This window comes from Gemmata palustris (genome assembly GCF_017939745.1).
Classification (GTDB): domain Bacteria; phylum Planctomycetota; class Planctomycetia; order Gemmatales; family Gemmataceae; genus Gemmata; species Gemmata palustris.
This window is the reverse complement of record NZ_JAGKQQ010000001.1, coordinates 6,747,795-6,762,322: the sequence shown is the minus strand read 5'-3', so window position 1 is coordinate 6,762,322 and position 14,528 is coordinate 6,747,795. Positions and strand designations below refer to the sequence as shown.

The 14,528-nt window shown below is 64.6% G+C and carries 15 protein-coding genes and 1 tRNA gene; 6 read left to right on the top strand and 10 right to left on the bottom strand.

Translation table 11 applies throughout. The annotated features are described in order from the left end of the window. Window positions 1-72: 72 nt before the first annotated feature. The 3 genes from J8F10_RS28150 to J8F10_RS28140 form a co-directional block, all read right to left on the bottom strand. Entirely contained in the window at window positions 73-855 is a 783-nt protein-coding gene (locus tag J8F10_RS28150) for a tyrosine-protein phosphatase (protein WP_210659675.1), read from the bottom strand. 425 nt (window positions 856-1,280) lie between these two features. After that, a complete protein-coding gene (locus tag J8F10_RS28145; RefSeq protein ID WP_210659674.1) occupies window positions 1,281-2,819 on the bottom strand; it encodes a Gfo/Idh/MocA family protein in 1,539 nt (512 codons plus the stop codon). Window positions 2,820-2,964: 145 nt separating this feature from the next. After that, window positions 2,965-3,708, bottom strand: a complete 744-nt coding sequence (locus J8F10_RS28140; RefSeq protein ID WP_210659673.1) for a carboxylesterase family protein — start codon at window positions 3,706-3,708, stop codon at window positions 2,965-2,967. A 689-nt stretch (window positions 3,709-4,397) separates the two neighbouring features. Here J8F10_RS28140 and J8F10_RS28135 point away from each other — a divergent pair. Both J8F10_RS28135 and J8F10_RS28130 read left to right on the top strand, forming a co-directional pair. Then, complete coding sequence (locus tag J8F10_RS28135; RefSeq protein ID WP_210659672.1) at window positions 4,398-5,642, top strand: patatin-like phospholipase family protein; 1,245 nt, start codon at window positions 4,398-4,400, stop codon at window positions 5,640-5,642. 129 nt (window positions 5,643-5,771) lie between these two features. Beyond that, window positions 5,772-5,978: a hypothetical protein gene (locus J8F10_RS28130; protein WP_210659671.1), complete on the top strand. Its 207-nt coding sequence runs from the start codon at window positions 5,772-5,774 to the stop codon at window positions 5,976-5,978. A 35-nt stretch (window positions 5,979-6,013) separates the two neighbouring features. Here J8F10_RS28130 and J8F10_RS28125 read toward each other — a convergent pair whose 3' ends face one another. The 3 genes from J8F10_RS28125 to J8F10_RS28115 are packed head-to-tail and all read right to left on the bottom strand — an operon-like array spanning window position 6,014 to window position 8,439. Further along, entirely contained in the window at window positions 6,014-6,673 is a 660-nt protein-coding gene (locus J8F10_RS28125) for a DNA-3-methyladenine glycosylase family protein (protein WP_210659670.1), read from the bottom strand. A gap of 41 nt (window positions 6,674-6,714) precedes the next feature. Next, window positions 6,715-7,329: a macro domain-containing protein gene (locus J8F10_RS28120; RefSeq protein WP_210659669.1), complete on the bottom strand. Its 615-nt coding sequence runs from the start codon at window positions 7,327-7,329 to the stop codon at window positions 6,715-6,717. Window positions 7,330-7,353: 24 nt separating this feature from the next. Next, on the bottom strand, window positions 7,354-8,439 hold the full coding sequence (locus J8F10_RS28115) for a tetratricopeptide repeat protein (RefSeq protein ID WP_210659667.1): 1,086 nt from the start codon (window positions 8,437-8,439) through the stop codon (window positions 7,354-7,356). A gap of 599 nt (window positions 8,440-9,038) precedes the next feature. On the opposite strand from J8F10_RS28115, the gene J8F10_RS28110 reads away from it, so the two are divergent. Next, window positions 9,039-9,245 carry a hypothetical protein gene (locus J8F10_RS28110; RefSeq protein ID WP_210659665.1) on the top strand — a complete coding sequence of 69 codons (207 nt, stop codon included), beginning with the start codon at window positions 9,039-9,041 and terminating at the stop codon, window positions 9,243-9,245. Between the two features lie 57 nt (window positions 9,246-9,302). On the opposite strand, the gene queF is transcribed toward J8F10_RS28110, so the two are convergent. Further along, window positions 9,303-9,680 carry a preQ(1) synthase gene (queF, locus tag J8F10_RS28105; RefSeq protein ID WP_210659664.1) on the bottom strand — a complete coding sequence of 126 codons (378 nt, stop codon included), beginning with the start codon at window positions 9,678-9,680 and terminating at the stop codon, window positions 9,303-9,305. A 130-nt stretch (window positions 9,681-9,810) separates the two neighbouring features. Between queF and queC the strand changes: the two genes are divergently transcribed. Further along, a complete protein-coding gene (gene queC / locus J8F10_RS28100; RefSeq protein ID WP_390891120.1) occupies window positions 9,811-10,500 on the top strand; it encodes a 7-cyano-7-deazaguanine synthase QueC in 690 nt (229 codons plus the stop codon). A gap of 235 nt (window positions 10,501-10,735) precedes the next feature. On the opposite strand, the gene J8F10_RS28095 is transcribed toward queC, so the two are convergent. Then, window positions 10,736-11,101, bottom strand: a complete 366-nt coding sequence (locus tag J8F10_RS28095; RefSeq protein WP_210659662.1) for a hypothetical protein — start codon at window positions 11,099-11,101, stop codon at window positions 10,736-10,738. A gap of 134 nt (window positions 11,102-11,235) precedes the next feature. On the opposite strand from J8F10_RS28095, the gene J8F10_RS28090 reads away from it, so the two are divergent. After that, the gene (locus J8F10_RS28090; protein WP_210659661.1) at window positions 11,236-12,150 is read left to right on the top strand and encodes a dihydroorotate dehydrogenase; all 915 of its coding nucleotides are present in this window, start codon (window positions 11,236-11,238) and stop codon (window positions 12,148-12,150) included. Between the two features lie 159 nt (window positions 12,151-12,309). Here J8F10_RS28090 and J8F10_RS28085 read toward each other — a convergent pair whose 3' ends face one another. Together J8F10_RS28085 and J8F10_RS28080 are read right to left on the bottom strand one after the other, a co-directional pair. Beyond that, window positions 12,310-13,632: a hypothetical protein gene (locus J8F10_RS28085; protein ID WP_210659660.1), complete on the bottom strand. Its 1,323-nt coding sequence runs from the start codon at window positions 13,630-13,632 to the stop codon at window positions 12,310-12,312. A 176-nt stretch (window positions 13,633-13,808) separates the two neighbouring features. Beyond that, on the bottom strand, window positions 13,809-14,138 hold the full coding sequence (locus tag J8F10_RS28080; protein ID WP_052550918.1) for a thioredoxin family protein: 330 nt from the start codon (window positions 14,136-14,138) through the stop codon (window positions 13,809-13,811). 273 nt (window positions 14,139-14,411) lie between these two features. On the opposite strand from J8F10_RS28080, the gene J8F10_RS28075 reads away from it, so the two are divergent. Beyond that, window positions 14,412-14,484, top strand: a tRNA-Glu gene (locus J8F10_RS28075). Window positions 14,485-14,528 lie beyond the last annotated feature (44 nt).

Sequence of the window (14,528 nt, the reverse complement as noted above, 5' to 3'; positions counted from 1 at the left end):
CGGGGTGCGTCAACCGTGTGCGCGGAAAATCCGCTACCCGTTACACACTCGCAATATGAAGATGAGGTGTCGTCACGCCCCGAACAGGCGCGAGAACCAACTGCGCCCGAGCGGACACGGCGCGGGCACCTGAACCGGCTCGCCCCGCAGTATTGCGGTCCCCCATTCGCTTGCGATTCGTGCCGCGTGCGCGCGCCCGACCCACTTCACCAGCCGCGCAAAGCCGGGCGCTAACTTCGGGCGCCGGCGCTCGATGCCGTGCCCGTCGGACCCGAGCAGGTGAATGAAGCCGCCCTTCGCCCACCGTTTGAGGGCCGCCTCGAACTCGGGCGCGCCCGGCTCCGCCAGCGCGCGGGCCGTGACCTGAATCAGACACCCCGCTTCGATCCACGTTTGTGTCAGCGCGACGTCATCGAGCAGTTCTGCGTAGCGCTCCGCGTGCGCGATAATGAGCCGCACGCCCTCGGGCTTCAGGGCCTCTGCGAGTGGGAGCACGTCGACGAATTCACCGTGCGGCATTTCCACGAGGAGCCACTGCTTGTGGTCGCCCACGGACATCAGGTGGCCCGCGCGCCACTCTTCGAGCGTGGTGGGCGCGAGCATGACCTCACCGGTCGGGTAAACCGAGAGCGGGATGTTCTGCTCCGCGAGCGCGGACGCGAGCGCGGACGCGGACGCGCGCAATCGGTCGGCAGTGTTGTCGGGGTAGCACGGGTTCTGGTGCGCGAGCGCGGTCGCGTGGCGCGCGCCCTCGGTGACGAGCATCCGGCACATCGCGAGTGCAACGTCCGCGGTGGGTGGGCCGTCGTCGAGTCCGGCGAGCAAATGGACGTGGGTGTCCGCGAGGGGAGTCATGTGTTCTGGGAAATGGGCGAGCGTGAAAAAAGAAAGAAGGGAGCTTATGCCCCCTTGCGCCGGAACAGCGAAACCAACCGTGTCGGGCGGTCTACTTCTTTTCCTGGGGCGCGGAACGCTCACGGCACCGCCGGGCGGGGCGCCCCTGCGCATGCAGGAGAACCACGACCGGCGGGGTTGTTCCGGGCTCCTGCATGCGCAGGGCCCCCGCCCGAAAGCGGTGCTGGAACAGCGGTCCCCGCGGCGCACAGCAAGGCAACAGCTCGGCTGACGCAACATCAGCCTGTCGCAGAGCGACGAGCTAAACCGCCCGACACGGAAGATCAGAGGCGAACGGCCGGTATGAGCCGGCCGGTGAACGTTTCGCGCTTCGTGGGCGATTCGCTTTCACCGACTGACTCACGCCGGCCGATCGCCGGAACGACTTAGGCCCCGGCCGGGTCCTTGCCGTCGGTCCACGGGCCTTCGAGCTTCTGGTAGTCCGGCGGGGTCAGGGTGCTGCCCTTGTCGCCGGCTTTCCAGCCCTGGATCTGGTTCGGCTTGCCGCGCTCGTGGCTGCGGGCCTCCCACCGGCTCGCCCAGCTCGCGTCCGCTTCCTTCGGGACGCGCTTCTCCTTGTCCCAGAACAGCACCTTGCCGTACCGGTAGCTCTGCACGCCCATGTTGACCGTGGCGAACGCCGCGGCGCCGAGTTCCGGGGTGCTGAGCGTCTCGCGCTTGCGCTCGCGGACGCACTGGAGGAAGTTCTCCCACAGGTGGTAGGTGGCGTCGCCCTTCTTCGGGTTCTCGAACACGTGGACCGGCTTCTCCTCGCCCCCGTTGCTCTTCGGCTTGACCGGGCCGCCGGCGATGTTCTGCCCGTACACCGAGAAGCCCTTGATGAAGTCGCCGCCGCCGTCGAACTTGATGGTCGCGAGGTGGCCGCGAATCATCTCGCCGAACTGCACGTCGTTGCACATCGTCGCGCCGACGATGAACTGGCACCCCTCGTCGTAGTCGGCGATCACGGTGGCCACGTCCGGCACGTCGCGGCCGTCGTACTCGAGGTACAGGCCGCCGGCGCCCACGACGCGGGCCGGGAACCGCAGCCCCATCGCCGCGAGCATGTGCGTCGTCTGGTGGACGAAGAGGTCGGTGTACATGCCGCCGCCGAACGGCCAGTAGCACCGCCACTGCGCCCACACGGCGCGGTCGAACGGCTTGTCCTTCGGGGTCGGTCCGAGCGGCTCGCCGTCCACGCCCTTGAACGCGTGCCCGAGCCACATGTCCCAGTCGATCGTCTTCGGGGACATGTCCTTGGTGAGCGGGTAGTAGCGCCACTGGCCGACCGAGCTGTTGCGGAAGTAGCTGGTCTGCCCCTGCATCACCTTGCCGATGTTGCCGGCGGCGACGTACTCGTGCGCGGCCAGCCAGGTCGGGTCGGCCATGCTCTGCACGCCGACGGTGACCACCTTGTTCGTCTTCTGCGCGGTGTCGACGACCGCGATCGCTTCGGCGATCGTCTTGGTCATCGGCTTCTCCATGTACACGTCCTTGCCCGCGTTCATGGCGTCGATCGCCATGCGCGCGTGCCAGTGGTCCGGGGTGGCGATGCACACCAGGTCCACGTCCTTCTGCTCGAGGATCGTGCGGTAGTCCTTGCTGACGTGGTTCTTGTCGGTCTTGTCGAGCCCGCACTTCTCGGCCGACGGGTACAGCCCGCGCCCCTGGATCACGCCCTTGACCGACTGCCCGTCCCACACGTCACACACCGCGGCCGGCGCGACCGCCTTGCCCTCCTTCTGCATCTGGAGGATGACGCCGATGTGTTGCTGGCACCGGCCGCCGACGCCGAGGAAGCCGACCCGCAGCTTCTCGTTGGCCGCTTTAATGCGCGCGTAGCTGGCGGCGGGCAGGCTCATCGCGGCCCCGGCCGCGGCGCTACCGGCGATGAACGCCCGGCGGTTCACTGAGTTCTCGGACACGGTTAGGTACTCCAGTAGTGGGACGGACGTTTTCCGCGCGGCAGTTCGTGACCGAAGGATCAAAGGCAGCGCCCTTGAATCACCCGTGACCGCGCCGAAAACAGGGGTTTGAAAACGGAGAATCGCGGAACTCAAATCGGCGGTCCTACTTCTTCTTTTGCTCGAGCAACCACGTGTACAGTTCGTCGGTGCCGTAGGCCGCGTCCCACGAGTTGTGGCCGACCTTCGGGTACTCGGTGTATTTGGGGCTCCCGCCGGCCTTTTTAATCGCCGCGATCATGTCGCGCGAGCCCTCGACCTTCACGGCCGTGTCCGCGTCCCCGTGGAAGCACCAGCACGGGAGGTCTTTGATCTTCTCGGCGGTCTTCGTGTCGCCGCGCCCGCAAATCGGCGCGATGGCCGCGAACCGATCGGGGTGCGCCATCGCGATGCTCCACGTTCCCATCCCGCCCATCGACAGCCCGCTGAGGTACTGCCGCTTCGGGTCGGTCTTGTACGCCTTCTGCACCTCGTCGAGCATCGCCAGGGCGCGCTTCGCGTTCTTGCCGTCCGCGCCCCACCCGAACCCTTCGGCTTGCGGGATCACGACAATGAACGGGAAATCTTTTTCGCGCTTTTTGATCGCCGGCCCGATGCCGACTTCGACCGGCATCTTCGTGCCCGTTTTTTCGGTCTTGGTCTCACCGGCGCCGTGCAGGAACAGGATCGTGGGGTACTCCTTCGCGCCGTCGTAGCTCTTGGGGACGAACACGACGTAGGGCGAGGTGGTGCCGTCCGCGTTCTTGAACGTTTTGTCCACGAAGCCGGTTTTCGGCTTCTCATCAGCTCGAACCGGCTGCGACGCGCCGAGCGCGCACAGCACGACCGCGGAGAGGAACAGGGAGCGCATGAAGGGACTCCGGAGAGGGGCGGTGCGGTAAAGCCTATCAAACCGCGAATGGGCCTGCCAGCACGCACCTGAAAATGCCGGCGCGCGGTCGCAACCAGAATCGCGCTCCGCGCGAACCGATCGTCTCCCCATCGCCTGACTATTTTCAACCAACCTCTTCCCCCATTGTCGATTGCGTGTACTCTCCAGCACATCACATTCTATTGATTAAACATTTTTCACATGGATTGTTCCGTTGGCCGAGTGGTGGCAGTGGGTGCTCGGGTGGCCGCCGGAAGTCGTGATTTACCGGGAGGAGTAGGGGCGCCGACCGTGACGATGCCGCGATTGGGGCATCGGAGGCAAAGATTCAAACAACGAGCGTGGTTCTACCCGGCGCCCCTCATTCCACACGCACCCCAATTACCCGGGCTCTCATCCCTCGCGCACCTGTGCCACTTGTCCTACTTGCAGGGATTGCGCCTATTTCCTGATGCGCCCCGACTAAACACCCGATTAGGAGTGTGAATATCCGTTTTCTGGGAAATCGAGCCAATGCATACTTTTGACTGGAGAAATATCCCATGAGCTCATTCCAGCAGCGAGTTGGCTCGGTGATATTCTTGGCGGCGCTGGTCAGCGTCGTGGCAACTGGCTGCAAAAGCTCACGTCAAGCCAGACGGGAATGCCCGACTCCTACCGCCCTCGGCATGCACACACGCGACATGGTCGATGCGGCCGCGCAAGCCGAGTTCAGCGCCCAAGCCGATTCCAAACAGCTCGCCGCCCGCTCGGAGACGGTGCGTAAAGCGGCTTTGGAAAAGGCCTTAAAGGAGCGCAACCCGAACACCCCGTTCCGGGAGAAGAACGTCCTCAGTTTGTCCGGGGGCGGATCGTTCGGAGCGTTCTCGGCGGGGGTTCTGTGCGGCTGGACCGCGCGCGGCGATCGGCCCGAGTTCGATGTCGTGACCGGCATCAGCACCGGCGCGCTGGCGGCGCCCTTCGCGTTCCTCGGGCCGGCCTACGACCAACAGTTGAAGGCGTTCTACACGACCCTGGAAGCAAAAGATCTCTACAAGATGAAGCCCGTGCGCGGGCTGTTCCGCGAGTCGCTCGCGGACAACACCCCGCTCGCCGAGAAGGTGGCGGAGGTGCTGTCCCCGCAGGTGATATGCGAACTGGCCCGGGAGCACCAAAAGGGTCGGCGCCTCTACATCGGCACGACCGCGGCGGAAAGCAAACAGTTCGTCGTCTGGGACATCGGGGCGATCGCCTGTCGCGGGCGCCCGCAGGACGTGAAGCTCATTCAGCAAATTCTCCTCGGATCGTCCGCCATTCCGGGCGCCTTCCCGCCGCAGCACATCGCCGTCGATGTGGACGGCCGGTGCGTGACGGAGCGGCACATCGACGGGGGCGTCTCGAAGGCCCTCTTCGTCATGCCGCCCTACGTGCCGCCGGAGGACCGCTCGAAAGACCCGAACGCGGACCTCGCGGGGACGAACGTGTATTTCGTCGTCGCCGGGAAGTTGTACGCCGACCAGGAGAAAATCAAGCCGCTGGCGCTCGCGCTGGCCAGCAAGGAAATCTCCGCGATGATCTACGCGCAAACGCGGGGCGACCTGCAGCGCTATTTCACGACCGGGATGCTGACGGGGATGAACTACTTTCTGACCTCCATCCCGCCCGAGTACCCGGCCCCGACGTCGAGCATGGCGTTCAAGATCCCGCAGCTCACGGGCATGTTCAACGAGGGGTACCGGATCACGTGTCAGGGGACCGCGTGGCGGCGCACACCGCCGGGCGTCGGCCCCGGCGAAGAGGACAACGTCCGGGCCGGGACGCGCCTGACGTATGAGGTCCGCGGCCCGGTTTCGCGGAGCGAGAAGGGGCCGACTCCCTTCGCGCCATTTCCCACTTTAAACGAAGGAATCCCCCCGGTCCCACTCGTCAAGTAGTCGCCCACGATCGGTGATGAGCCTCCTCGGGTCACGGTCACGCGAGGAGGTGCTCGGGTCGACCGGCGCCGTAGGTATCACACTAACGGTGGCGGGCTCGTTCCGGGTCCGTCTGATTGGGATGTCCGCGTGCTGGCTCGCGTGCCGCCGAGAGAGTTCGACGGTTGGGTTCCGGCCGGGATCGCGCCGGTCAACGCGGCGGACACGACCTGGCTGGAAAGCGTGCCGGTCACGATAGATTCGGCCGGAATTACGGAATGGTATCTGGAGCCCGACCGGGTGATCGGAATCGATCGCAAGCGTGTGGTCGTGGCTTACCGCAGTTGGGCGCACTGATCTTCGCTGTGGGACAGCTCCGAATCGCGCGCCCCTCACGTGCCCTCTTTTTCAGTCTTCACCGCGTCCAAGCTGCGCCATAAGTACCACGACGCGACGCTGCGGTACGGTGCCCACGGCTTCGCGAGTTTGGTCATTTTGGCCGCGTCCGGCATCTTCCGCAGGTTGAACTGGTTCTTCACCGCGACCTTGATCGCGTAGTCACCGACCGCCAGCACGTCCGCGCGCCCCAAACCGAAGAGCAGGTACATATCGACGGTCCAGGGGCCGATGCCCTTGATGACCGTCAGTTGTTCACGAACCGCGTCGTCGTCGAGGTCGGGAATGCTCGGCAGCAGGTCGGGGTGGGCCTTCACGTGGTCGATGACCGCGCGCATGGTCCGTTGTTTCGGTCCCGAGATCCCGCACGCCTTGTACTCCGCCTCGGTGAGCTTCGCCAGCTCCGCAATCGGAATCGTTGGTGCACCGCTCTCCCCTTCGGGCGTGCCGTTCAGCGCGGCGACGAGCCGGCCGTAAATTGACTTGGCCGCTTTGGTCGAGATTTGTTGTGAGATCACGCACCGCACGAGCAACGTGAACGGGTCGTCGCCGTTGGGGGTGAGCGTACACGGCCCGACGCGGTCAATGATCCGCTTCATGACCGGGCAATTGCCGGAAAGGTGCTTGCGCACCTTTTTGTAATATGTTGTGGACATGCGGATAGTGTAACGCCGAATTCGCAAGAAGCGAGAGCGATTCAGCGGGCGACCTGGCGCGGGCCGTCGTAGCAAATGGCGCGGTGGCGCTCGACCACGAAATCCCAGTCGAGTCGGTGCGGCGGTTCGAGGTAGTTGCGCCACGCGACCGCCATTTGGCGCGCGGCCTCGTCGAACGGTACCCCGCCGAATCCGGTGCCCATCGCGGGGAACGCGACCGTTTCGATTCGGTGCGCGTTCGTTGTGTTGTGGGCCTGAACCGCGAGCAGCGCGGCCCAGGTCGCGCAGTACACTTTGTCCGTCCCGTCAATGTTGCCGGGGACGCGCATCGTCGGCGCGTGAACCAGAAACGGGATCGCGGAGCTGCCGGTTCCCAACACGAACGCGGTGCCGATCGGTTGCTCGCCGAAGTAGTCGTTCATGATGCGGTGCTGGACGCGCGCCATCAGTTCTTCGCCGAAGGCCCCGACCACGGCCGCATCAATGCCCGCGGTCATGATGCCGAACGCATTTCCCGCGGTGACGAAGCAGTCGTGTGGTTCCAGGTCTTCAAAACGGCCCCGAACGACGCGAACGCCGCGCAGCCCGGCGAACCGGCGCCGGAACGCCGCACACATCGCCTCATCGGGGTGAACGAGCCACACGTTTTCGATCATCGCGAAGGGCTCCTCCCGTTGCCATCAATTGAGTTTACTTTTGAGTTTCATTAGCGCGCGAACGGCCGCGAACAGCGCGATCACCCCGACCACGCCGAAGTAGATCCACACCGCGCCCATTGAGAACGGCAGCGCCGGGGCCGGCGGAGGAGGAGCACTATCGGGCTGTGCGAAGAGCGGATCTTCGGGCGCGGCCCCCTTCGCGTCCGCGGCCTTCGTCACCGCTTCGCGGTGCTGCATCAGCACCTTGCGGTTACTGTAAGTGAACGTCCCCACGCACTCGTCCATGATCTTCCGCGCGGCGGCGAATTCCCCCTTCGCCGCGTACAGTTCACCGAGCAGCCAGTAGAGGCGCGGGTCGTGCGGGAACCACAGCACGAGCTGTTGCACGGTCGCGAGCGCATCGGGCGGGAGTTTCGCCCGCTCCCCCGGCACCAGCGCGCCGTCGACCGTGTCCGCGAAGTTCACGGGGAAGATCGCGTCCGGCAGTTCGTTTTCCGGCGCGGGTTTGGCGCCCCTCGCTTCGTTCATTCGGAGCCGCACCAACTTCAGTAACGGTCCGGTGTTCAGCTTGAGTTGCCACGCGAGCTCTTGGGGCTTGAGGCCGGGAACCTCCTTCGGTGGGCGCTCCTCGTTCGCGATATCGAGGAACTGAAACGCGCGGTCCCAGTTCCCCTGCGCGGCCTCGATGTGTGCGTGCGTGATGTTCGGCAGAAATCCTCTGCGCTGGTCCCTTAGCGCGCCGGTGGCCTCGGCCGGTTGACCGAACCGGAGCAGGTCAACCGCCAGTGCGACGCTATCCAGTTCCGACCGGCCGCGGAGCGCCGACCGTTTGTCGATGCGATCCTTGACCGTACCGCGGTCGGTCCTGATTTTCTTCGCCGGGTCTCTTGGATCGGAATTGTCGAGCGGCCACTTCGGGTTGCTCGCGTTCAGTAACACGAGGCGCCGGCGCCCGAATTCTTCAAAGGAAAGCGCTTCGGGTGCGCCCTTTTCGCTCACCGGGATCGCCATCGGGTCGTCCGGGTGGTGCAGCGACGCCCGCCCCTCGGATAAAGCCAGAAGGCCCACGACGAGGGCAGCGAGAGCGACCGTACCGTGACGAACCACAAGCGTCCCTCCTCGTCATCGCGGCGCAGAGCGGAACCGTGTACCAGAGCTAATTGTAATCCGGCGCTAACGGGTTAACTTCCCCATGCTGGGAATCGATTTGCGCATTCGCGCATTCTGTACTAAGTGATTCCACCGCAGTGAGAACGCTCGCGGTACAGTCCGCTCCGCCGGTCGTGTTCACCCAAACGGCCCAGAGTGTCCAAAATAGTCCCCACGGAACGCCCCACGGCCCGAGCAAAAGCGCGAGAGTGCTGTACCACAACCCCCATAAGTAACGCTGTTGCCAGGATTTAGTGAGATAGACTTCGGATTGCCGACGCACGGTCACGAACAAAAGTGAGAAGCAATACTCGAAGCGCACGCACCGGGCACCATTGGCCACGCGGGTGCGCAGTTCTTCAGCAAATAAAGGCCGGGAACCACGCAGGTTCAGGAGTTGCGATTTGGAAACATATTTCTGGACTGCGGTTTGCATCTAAATTCCGTAACCTAAAAGATACGCCTCTAGCGCGGCCTGTTAAGAATACGAATCAAGCACTCTTGCTTGACCTTTAGGCAACGCGAGGAAGTAATCAGGGCAGATGAGCACAAACCCTATGTCGTTACTTGAGCTTGTTACACAGCGGGTGGCCGATCGGACGAGCCGCCGGGTGCAGAACCTCGAAGTCGAAATCGCTACGGGCGGTGAGCGCGTGGTGCTTCGCGGTCGGGCCAATTCGTACCACGTGAAGCAACTCGCTCAACAGGGCGCACGCGAAGCCCTCCCGAACGCCCGCCTCGAAAACGCCATCATCGTTGATTAATGCTTTTGGCACCCGGCCGGCGTAAGCCGGCCGGTGGGACACGCAGTCAGAGGCCGATCACACCGGCTGCTCGTTCGCTTCATGCACGCACGTCACGGTCGTGCTGATGCCGCCACGCGGCGTCCACACCGACACCACTTTGCACCGCACCGGCTTACACGCGGCCACGAAATCATCGAGCAGCCGGTTCGTCACCTGTTCGTAGAAGATCCCCTGATTGCGGAACCGCTGCAGGTAAAGCTTCAGCGACTTCAACTCGACGCACGTTTCACCCGGCGTGTACGTGAACGTGATCGTGCCGAAGTCCGGCTGGCCGGTCTTCGGGCACACGCTCGTGAACTCCGGGCATACGATCTCGATCGCAAACTCCCGCCCCGGGCGCGGGTTCGGGAACGTTTCCAACTGCTCGATGGCCGGGGTTTCGGTCAGTTCCATTGTGGTGCGTCTCGTAGGGTACCTATCTTGATAGATGAAGCGCGCGGGCGGTTCCACCTCGTTTCGTCGCAACGTCAGCGCCCGCGCTTCCAGAAGAACCGCGGGCGGGCGATTACCAACTCGATCGGGAGTGCGTGTTGTGAAAGCGGTCGTGCTTCTCAGCGGCGGATTGGACAGCACCACGGCGCTCGCGGTCGCGCGGAACCAGGGCTTTGAGTGTTACACGCTGGCCGTCGATTACGGGCAGCGGCACCGCGTCGAACTCGTGCGCGCCGCGACCGTGGCTACCGCGCTCGGTGCGGTCGATCACCGCGTCGTGAAGCTCGACCTCCGGCAAATCGGCGGGTCCGCGCTCACGGCGGACATCGCGGTGCCGAAGGACCGCTCCGCGGACGATATGACCCACGGCGTTCCGGTGACGTATGTCCCGGCGCGCAACACGATCTTACTCGGTTTGGCGCTCGGGTTGGCGGAAGTGGTCGGCGCGTTCGACATCTTCATCGGCGCTAACGTCCTGGATTACAGTGGTTACCCCGACTGCCGGCCCGAGTTCCTGAGCGCGTTCGAGGGCCTCGCGAACCTCGCGACGAAAGCCGGTACCGAGGGCACGGGGAAGTTCCGCGTTCACTCGCCGCTGCTCAAGATGACGAAAGCGGAGATCATTCGCGAAGGGACCAAACTTGGTGTGGATTACGCGCAGACGTTGAGTTGCTACGATCCCGACGCGACGGGCCGGGCGTGCGGCCGGTGCGACTCGTGCTCGCTGCGCAAGAAGGGCTTCGCCGAAGCCGGTCAACCGGACCCGACGCAGTACCAGTGAGGAGCTTCCGGCGAACGGCCGGCGTGAGCCGGCTGGTGAAAGCTCCCAAGTGTAGCCCGAGCCAGTTCCACCCTGAAAGGCGCTCCCGCCCGAACTCGACCCGTTCGCTGGTGAAAGCTCCCAAGTGTAGCCCGAGCCAGTTCCACCAGCCGGCTCACGCCGGCCGTTCGCCCCTTGTTGCAACCGCACACCAAAGCAATTGAAATGTGTGCGCCAAGACTGTGCCCGGCGCCTCTCACTCTTCGCCGCTCTCTTTGTCCTTGTCTTTCTTGCCCTTCCCGAAGCCGCCCTTCCCATTTTTGCCGAACTTGTCCTTGAATTCCTTGAGTTTCTCCGGGTCGATCTTGCTCTTGTCGAACCCGCCTTTGCCGAACTTCTCCTTGAGGGCCTTCAGCTTTTCGGGGTCGATCTTGCTCTTATCGAAGCCGCCCTTACCGAACTTTCCACCGGGGCCGCCCTTGCCTTCGCCCTTCTTATCGCCCTCCCCCTCGCCGGCGGCGCGCGGGGCCGGGGCCTCTTCACCCGCGGTAACGGTGTGAGCGTACAGCGTAATTGTGCAGGCCAGTGCGAACAGCCCGGCTGCGAGCAGCTTGCGAGACATGGGCACCTCTTGGGATTGGAACCGAAAATGTGATCCGTAGTCTCGTAAACACTGCCGTGCGGACAGAGTTACGCGCAACAAACTAATAAAATGCCGGAAGTCGTTTGTGGGGCCGAACCGGGAGACCGTCGTTAATGATTGACCTGTCCTGCACGCTCGGGCGGCTCCAGCTCCGCAACCCGGTCCTCGTGGCGAGCGGCACGTTCGGCTACGCGAAGGAAATGGCGCCGTTCGTCGATTTCGCGAAGCTCGGCGGGGTCGTTCCCAAAACCGTGACGCACGCGCCCCGCGCCGGTAATCGCCCGCCGCGCACGGTGGAGACCGCGTCCGGCATGCTGAACGCGATCGGTTTGGATAACGACGGCCTCGAACACTTCCTCACGCACCACCTCCCTTACCTCCGCACGCTCCCGACGGCGATCGTCGGCAACATCGCGGGGAAGAGCGAGGAAGAGTTCGTCGCGATGGCGGCGCGCGTGCATCAGTCGCGCGAAGGATTGAGCGCGCTGGAACTGAACCTGTCGTGTCCCAACGTGAGCGGCGGGACGGATTTCGCCATCGATCCCAAGCTGACGAAAGATATCGTCCGCCGGTGCCGGGACGTGTGCCCGGACCTGCCACTCATCGCGAAGCTCACGCCGAACGTGACCGACATCACCGTCATCGCAAAGGCCGCAGCCGACGGCGGCGCGGACGCGGTGAGCGCGGTCAACACCTTTGTGGGCATGGCAGTCGATTGGCGGAAACGGGCGCCGATCCTCGGTAACATCACGGGCGGACTGAGCGGCCCCGCGATCAAACCGTTAGCCCTGCGCGCGGTGTGGCGAATCGCACAATTGAAGGCGATTCCGGTGATCGCAGTGGGCGGGATCGCGACCCTTAACGATGTGATGGACTTTCTCGTGGTCGGGGCGACCGCGGTCCAGATCGGCACCGCGAACTTCTACGACCCGACCGCGAGTGTCAAGATCGTGGACGCCCTCCCGAGTGCGATCGAATCACTCGGGGCGAGCCGCGTGCGCGAAATCACCGGCACGCTGAAGACGTAGACGCCACTTGTGCCCCGCAACCATTTAAGTGCGAGCGGCGCTCGATTCGTCGCGTTTCCTTGTAGCGAGCCGCGACTGCAAGGGAGTGGGCGGCGCTCCCGTTTGTCGTCACGGTTCAACGCACGGGAAGCCCCGCCCCTTTGCTCGTTCGGTTGCTGACTAGGCCGCGCGGGAGCGGTCATACGGGAACACTTCGGCGTTGTTCTCGTCGGGGGCGGCCCACGGTAACTCGCTCTCGTGCGGTTCGGGCGGTTCCGGCAGGTCCGCTTCGAGGAGCAGGCTGGCCATGCGCTCGACCTCGTCGCGGAGCGCGGTCAGTTCCTCCGGCACCGCTCGGGTCGGCGGGCCGTCGTAAATCGCGAGCGCGAACGGGATTACCGGGGGAATCGTGTCCGAATCACCGCCGGCGCCCGCCTCCCGTGCGATCAGGGTCTCTTCGCGCCGGACGAGATCCGCTTCGAGCTGCTCGCGCTCCGTGTGCCAGCGCATCTCGAACGCGACGAGCTTCGACTGCCACGCTTCGAGCCGCAACCGGAACTGCCACAAATCGTAGGCGTCCTCGCGCCGCCGACCGTCCGCGCGGCTGATGCGCTGGTCGCGGGCGTTGAGTTCGGCCTCGCGCTGCCGGAGCGTGTGCGCGAGTTGCTCCATTTCCAGAACGGTCTCGCGCTCGGCGGCCTGCCACCCGGCGCGGGCCGCGGCGAGTTGCGCGAACTGCTCCGCGAGCACCCGGCGCTGGTCCCCCATCCCGGCCTTGTCGCGCGCCAGGCTCGCGAACAGCCCCGTGACCGTGGCCCGCTCCACGTTCAACCGCTCTTCCTTCTTCGCGAGCTCGTTGGCCCACTGCGTCAGGTCGCGGTCGGTGGAGCGGTCGAGTGCGACTTGGAGTTCGGCCGGCGGTTCCGCTTCCGCCGCGACCAGCGCGAGGGTGTCGGCCCGCAGTTGTTCGCGCTGGTGCTCGAGTTCGTCCACCGCCTGGCGCGCGTTGCGCACGCGCATTTCGAGCGCGGCGGCTTCCTCGCGCAGCACCGTAACTTCGCACTGGAGCTTGATTTTCGCTTCGGTTTCGCCCCGCTCGCGGGCATCGAGCGCTGCGGCCCGGGCGTCGAGCGCTGTGGCCTGTTCCGCCTGGAACCGGCTCGCTTCGTCCCATTCTTCTATGGAGCGCTTCTGGCGGGCGGCGAGATCGGCCCAGGCGTCGCGCACCCGGTCGCGGTCGGCCGCGATCGTGCCGTTGAACACCGATTGTGTTTCGTTGAAGCGCGCGACCCGGGCCTCGAGCGCCTGGCGATCGGTTTCCAGTTGCGCGCGGGCGGTATCGAGTGTGTGCTGGACGCGCCGGGCCAGGCGCGCGGCAAGCTTGCGGGCGCGGCTCCGTTCGCGGTTCGCGGTGCGTTGCGCGGCACGGGCTTCCGCCAACAAGCGGTCCGCCTCCGCCCGGTCCAACGCAAGTCGAACCCGCTCGTCGTTAATGTTTGCCATTGTTCGCGCCCCGCTCCGACGGAAGAACCCGCAAACTTTATCGGCGCGCGGGGGGGGCGATCTTCATGAAGAGATGGGCTGAAGGGCGAAGCGAGCAAAGCGGTGGCCGAGTCGCTCCGTGCGCTCGATCACCGCTTCGCCCTTCAACCCGTTCCCGTCGGACGCGGCTCGAAAAATTAGGCGTACTGGTTAATCAGCTTCGACAGCTCGTCGGGGGACAGGACGCCGCTCTCCGTGTGAACGGGGGTGTCGCTACCCTTGAAGAACAGGATGCGGGGGATCGTCATCACGTCGTACTTGACGGCGAGATTGGGGTTCTCGTCCACGTTCAGTTTGCCCACCTTCACCTTGCCGGCGAACTGGTCGGCAACGGCGTCGATGGTGGAAGCGAGTCGGCGGCACGGGCCGCACCACGGCGCCCAGAAGTCGGCAACGATCAGCGTGCCGCTGGTGACGTACTCGCTCCAGTTTCCTTCGGTCAGTTCAACAACGTTAGGGCTGGCCATTTTGAGAGTCCTCGGGAGATATGGGTTAGATGGTCCGATACCTGCGAGCGGTTCGTGAACCATTCTACTCGTCCACACGGGAGATTGTACCACAGCAAAGTCGTGCCCTTACGCCCCGAGCGAACGCGCCGGGCGTCGGAAAACCGGAACGGGGGCAGTTGGTTCTTGTCTTTTTCGGCCCCCGATCGCCCCGATACCGGCGCACGCACGTTGCCGCTCGCCCGTGCCGCTCCTAAAAATGGTGTGTCCTCGGCGGCGCCGACTTCCAGACGTGGCCCTATCGTCTAGTGGCCTAGGACACTGCCCTTTCAAGGCAGGAACTGGGGTTCGAATCCCCATAGGGTCACTCTTTCCAGCGCGGGGCGCGGAGTTCGGATCGCGGAACGGAGA

Coding starts and splice junctions, on each gene's coding strand:
- J8F10_RS28150 (WP_210659675.1), bottom strand. CDS start 855: ATGACTCCCCTCGCGGACACCCACGTCCATTTGCTCGCCGGACTCGAC.
- J8F10_RS28140 (WP_210659673.1), bottom strand. CDS start 3,708: ATGCGCTCCCTGTTCCTCTCCGCGGTCGTGCTGTGCGCGCTCGGCGCG.
- J8F10_RS28135 (WP_210659672.1), top strand. CDS start 4,398: ATGCACACACGCGACATGGTCGATGCGGCCGCGCAAGCCGAGTTCAGC.
- J8F10_RS28125 (WP_210659670.1), bottom strand. CDS start 6,673: ATGTCCACAACATATTACAAAAAGGTGCGCAAGCACCTTTCCGGCAAT.
- J8F10_RS28120 (WP_210659669.1), bottom strand. CDS start 7,329: ATGATCGAAAACGTGTGGCTCGTTCACCCCGATGAGGCGATGTGTGCG.
- J8F10_RS28110 (WP_210659665.1), top strand. CDS start 9,039: ATGTCGTTACTTGAGCTTGTTACACAGCGGGTGGCCGATCGGACGAGC.
- queF (WP_210659664.1), bottom strand. CDS start 9,680: ATGGAACTGACCGAAACCCCGGCCATCGAGCAGTTGGAAACGTTCCCG.
- J8F10_RS28095 (WP_210659662.1), bottom strand. CDS start 11,101: ATGTCTCGCAAGCTGCTCGCAGCCGGGCTGTTCGCACTGGCCTGCACA.
- J8F10_RS28090 (WP_210659661.1), top strand. CDS start 11,236: ATGATTGACCTGTCCTGCACGCTCGGGCGGCTCCAGCTCCGCAACCCG.
- J8F10_RS28085 (WP_210659660.1), bottom strand. CDS start 13,632: ATGGCAAACATTAACGACGAGCGGGTTCGACTTGCGTTGGACCGGGCG.
- J8F10_RS28080 (WP_052550918.1), bottom strand. CDS start 14,138: ATGGCCAGCCCTAACGTTGTTGAACTGACCGAAGGAAACTGGAGCGAG.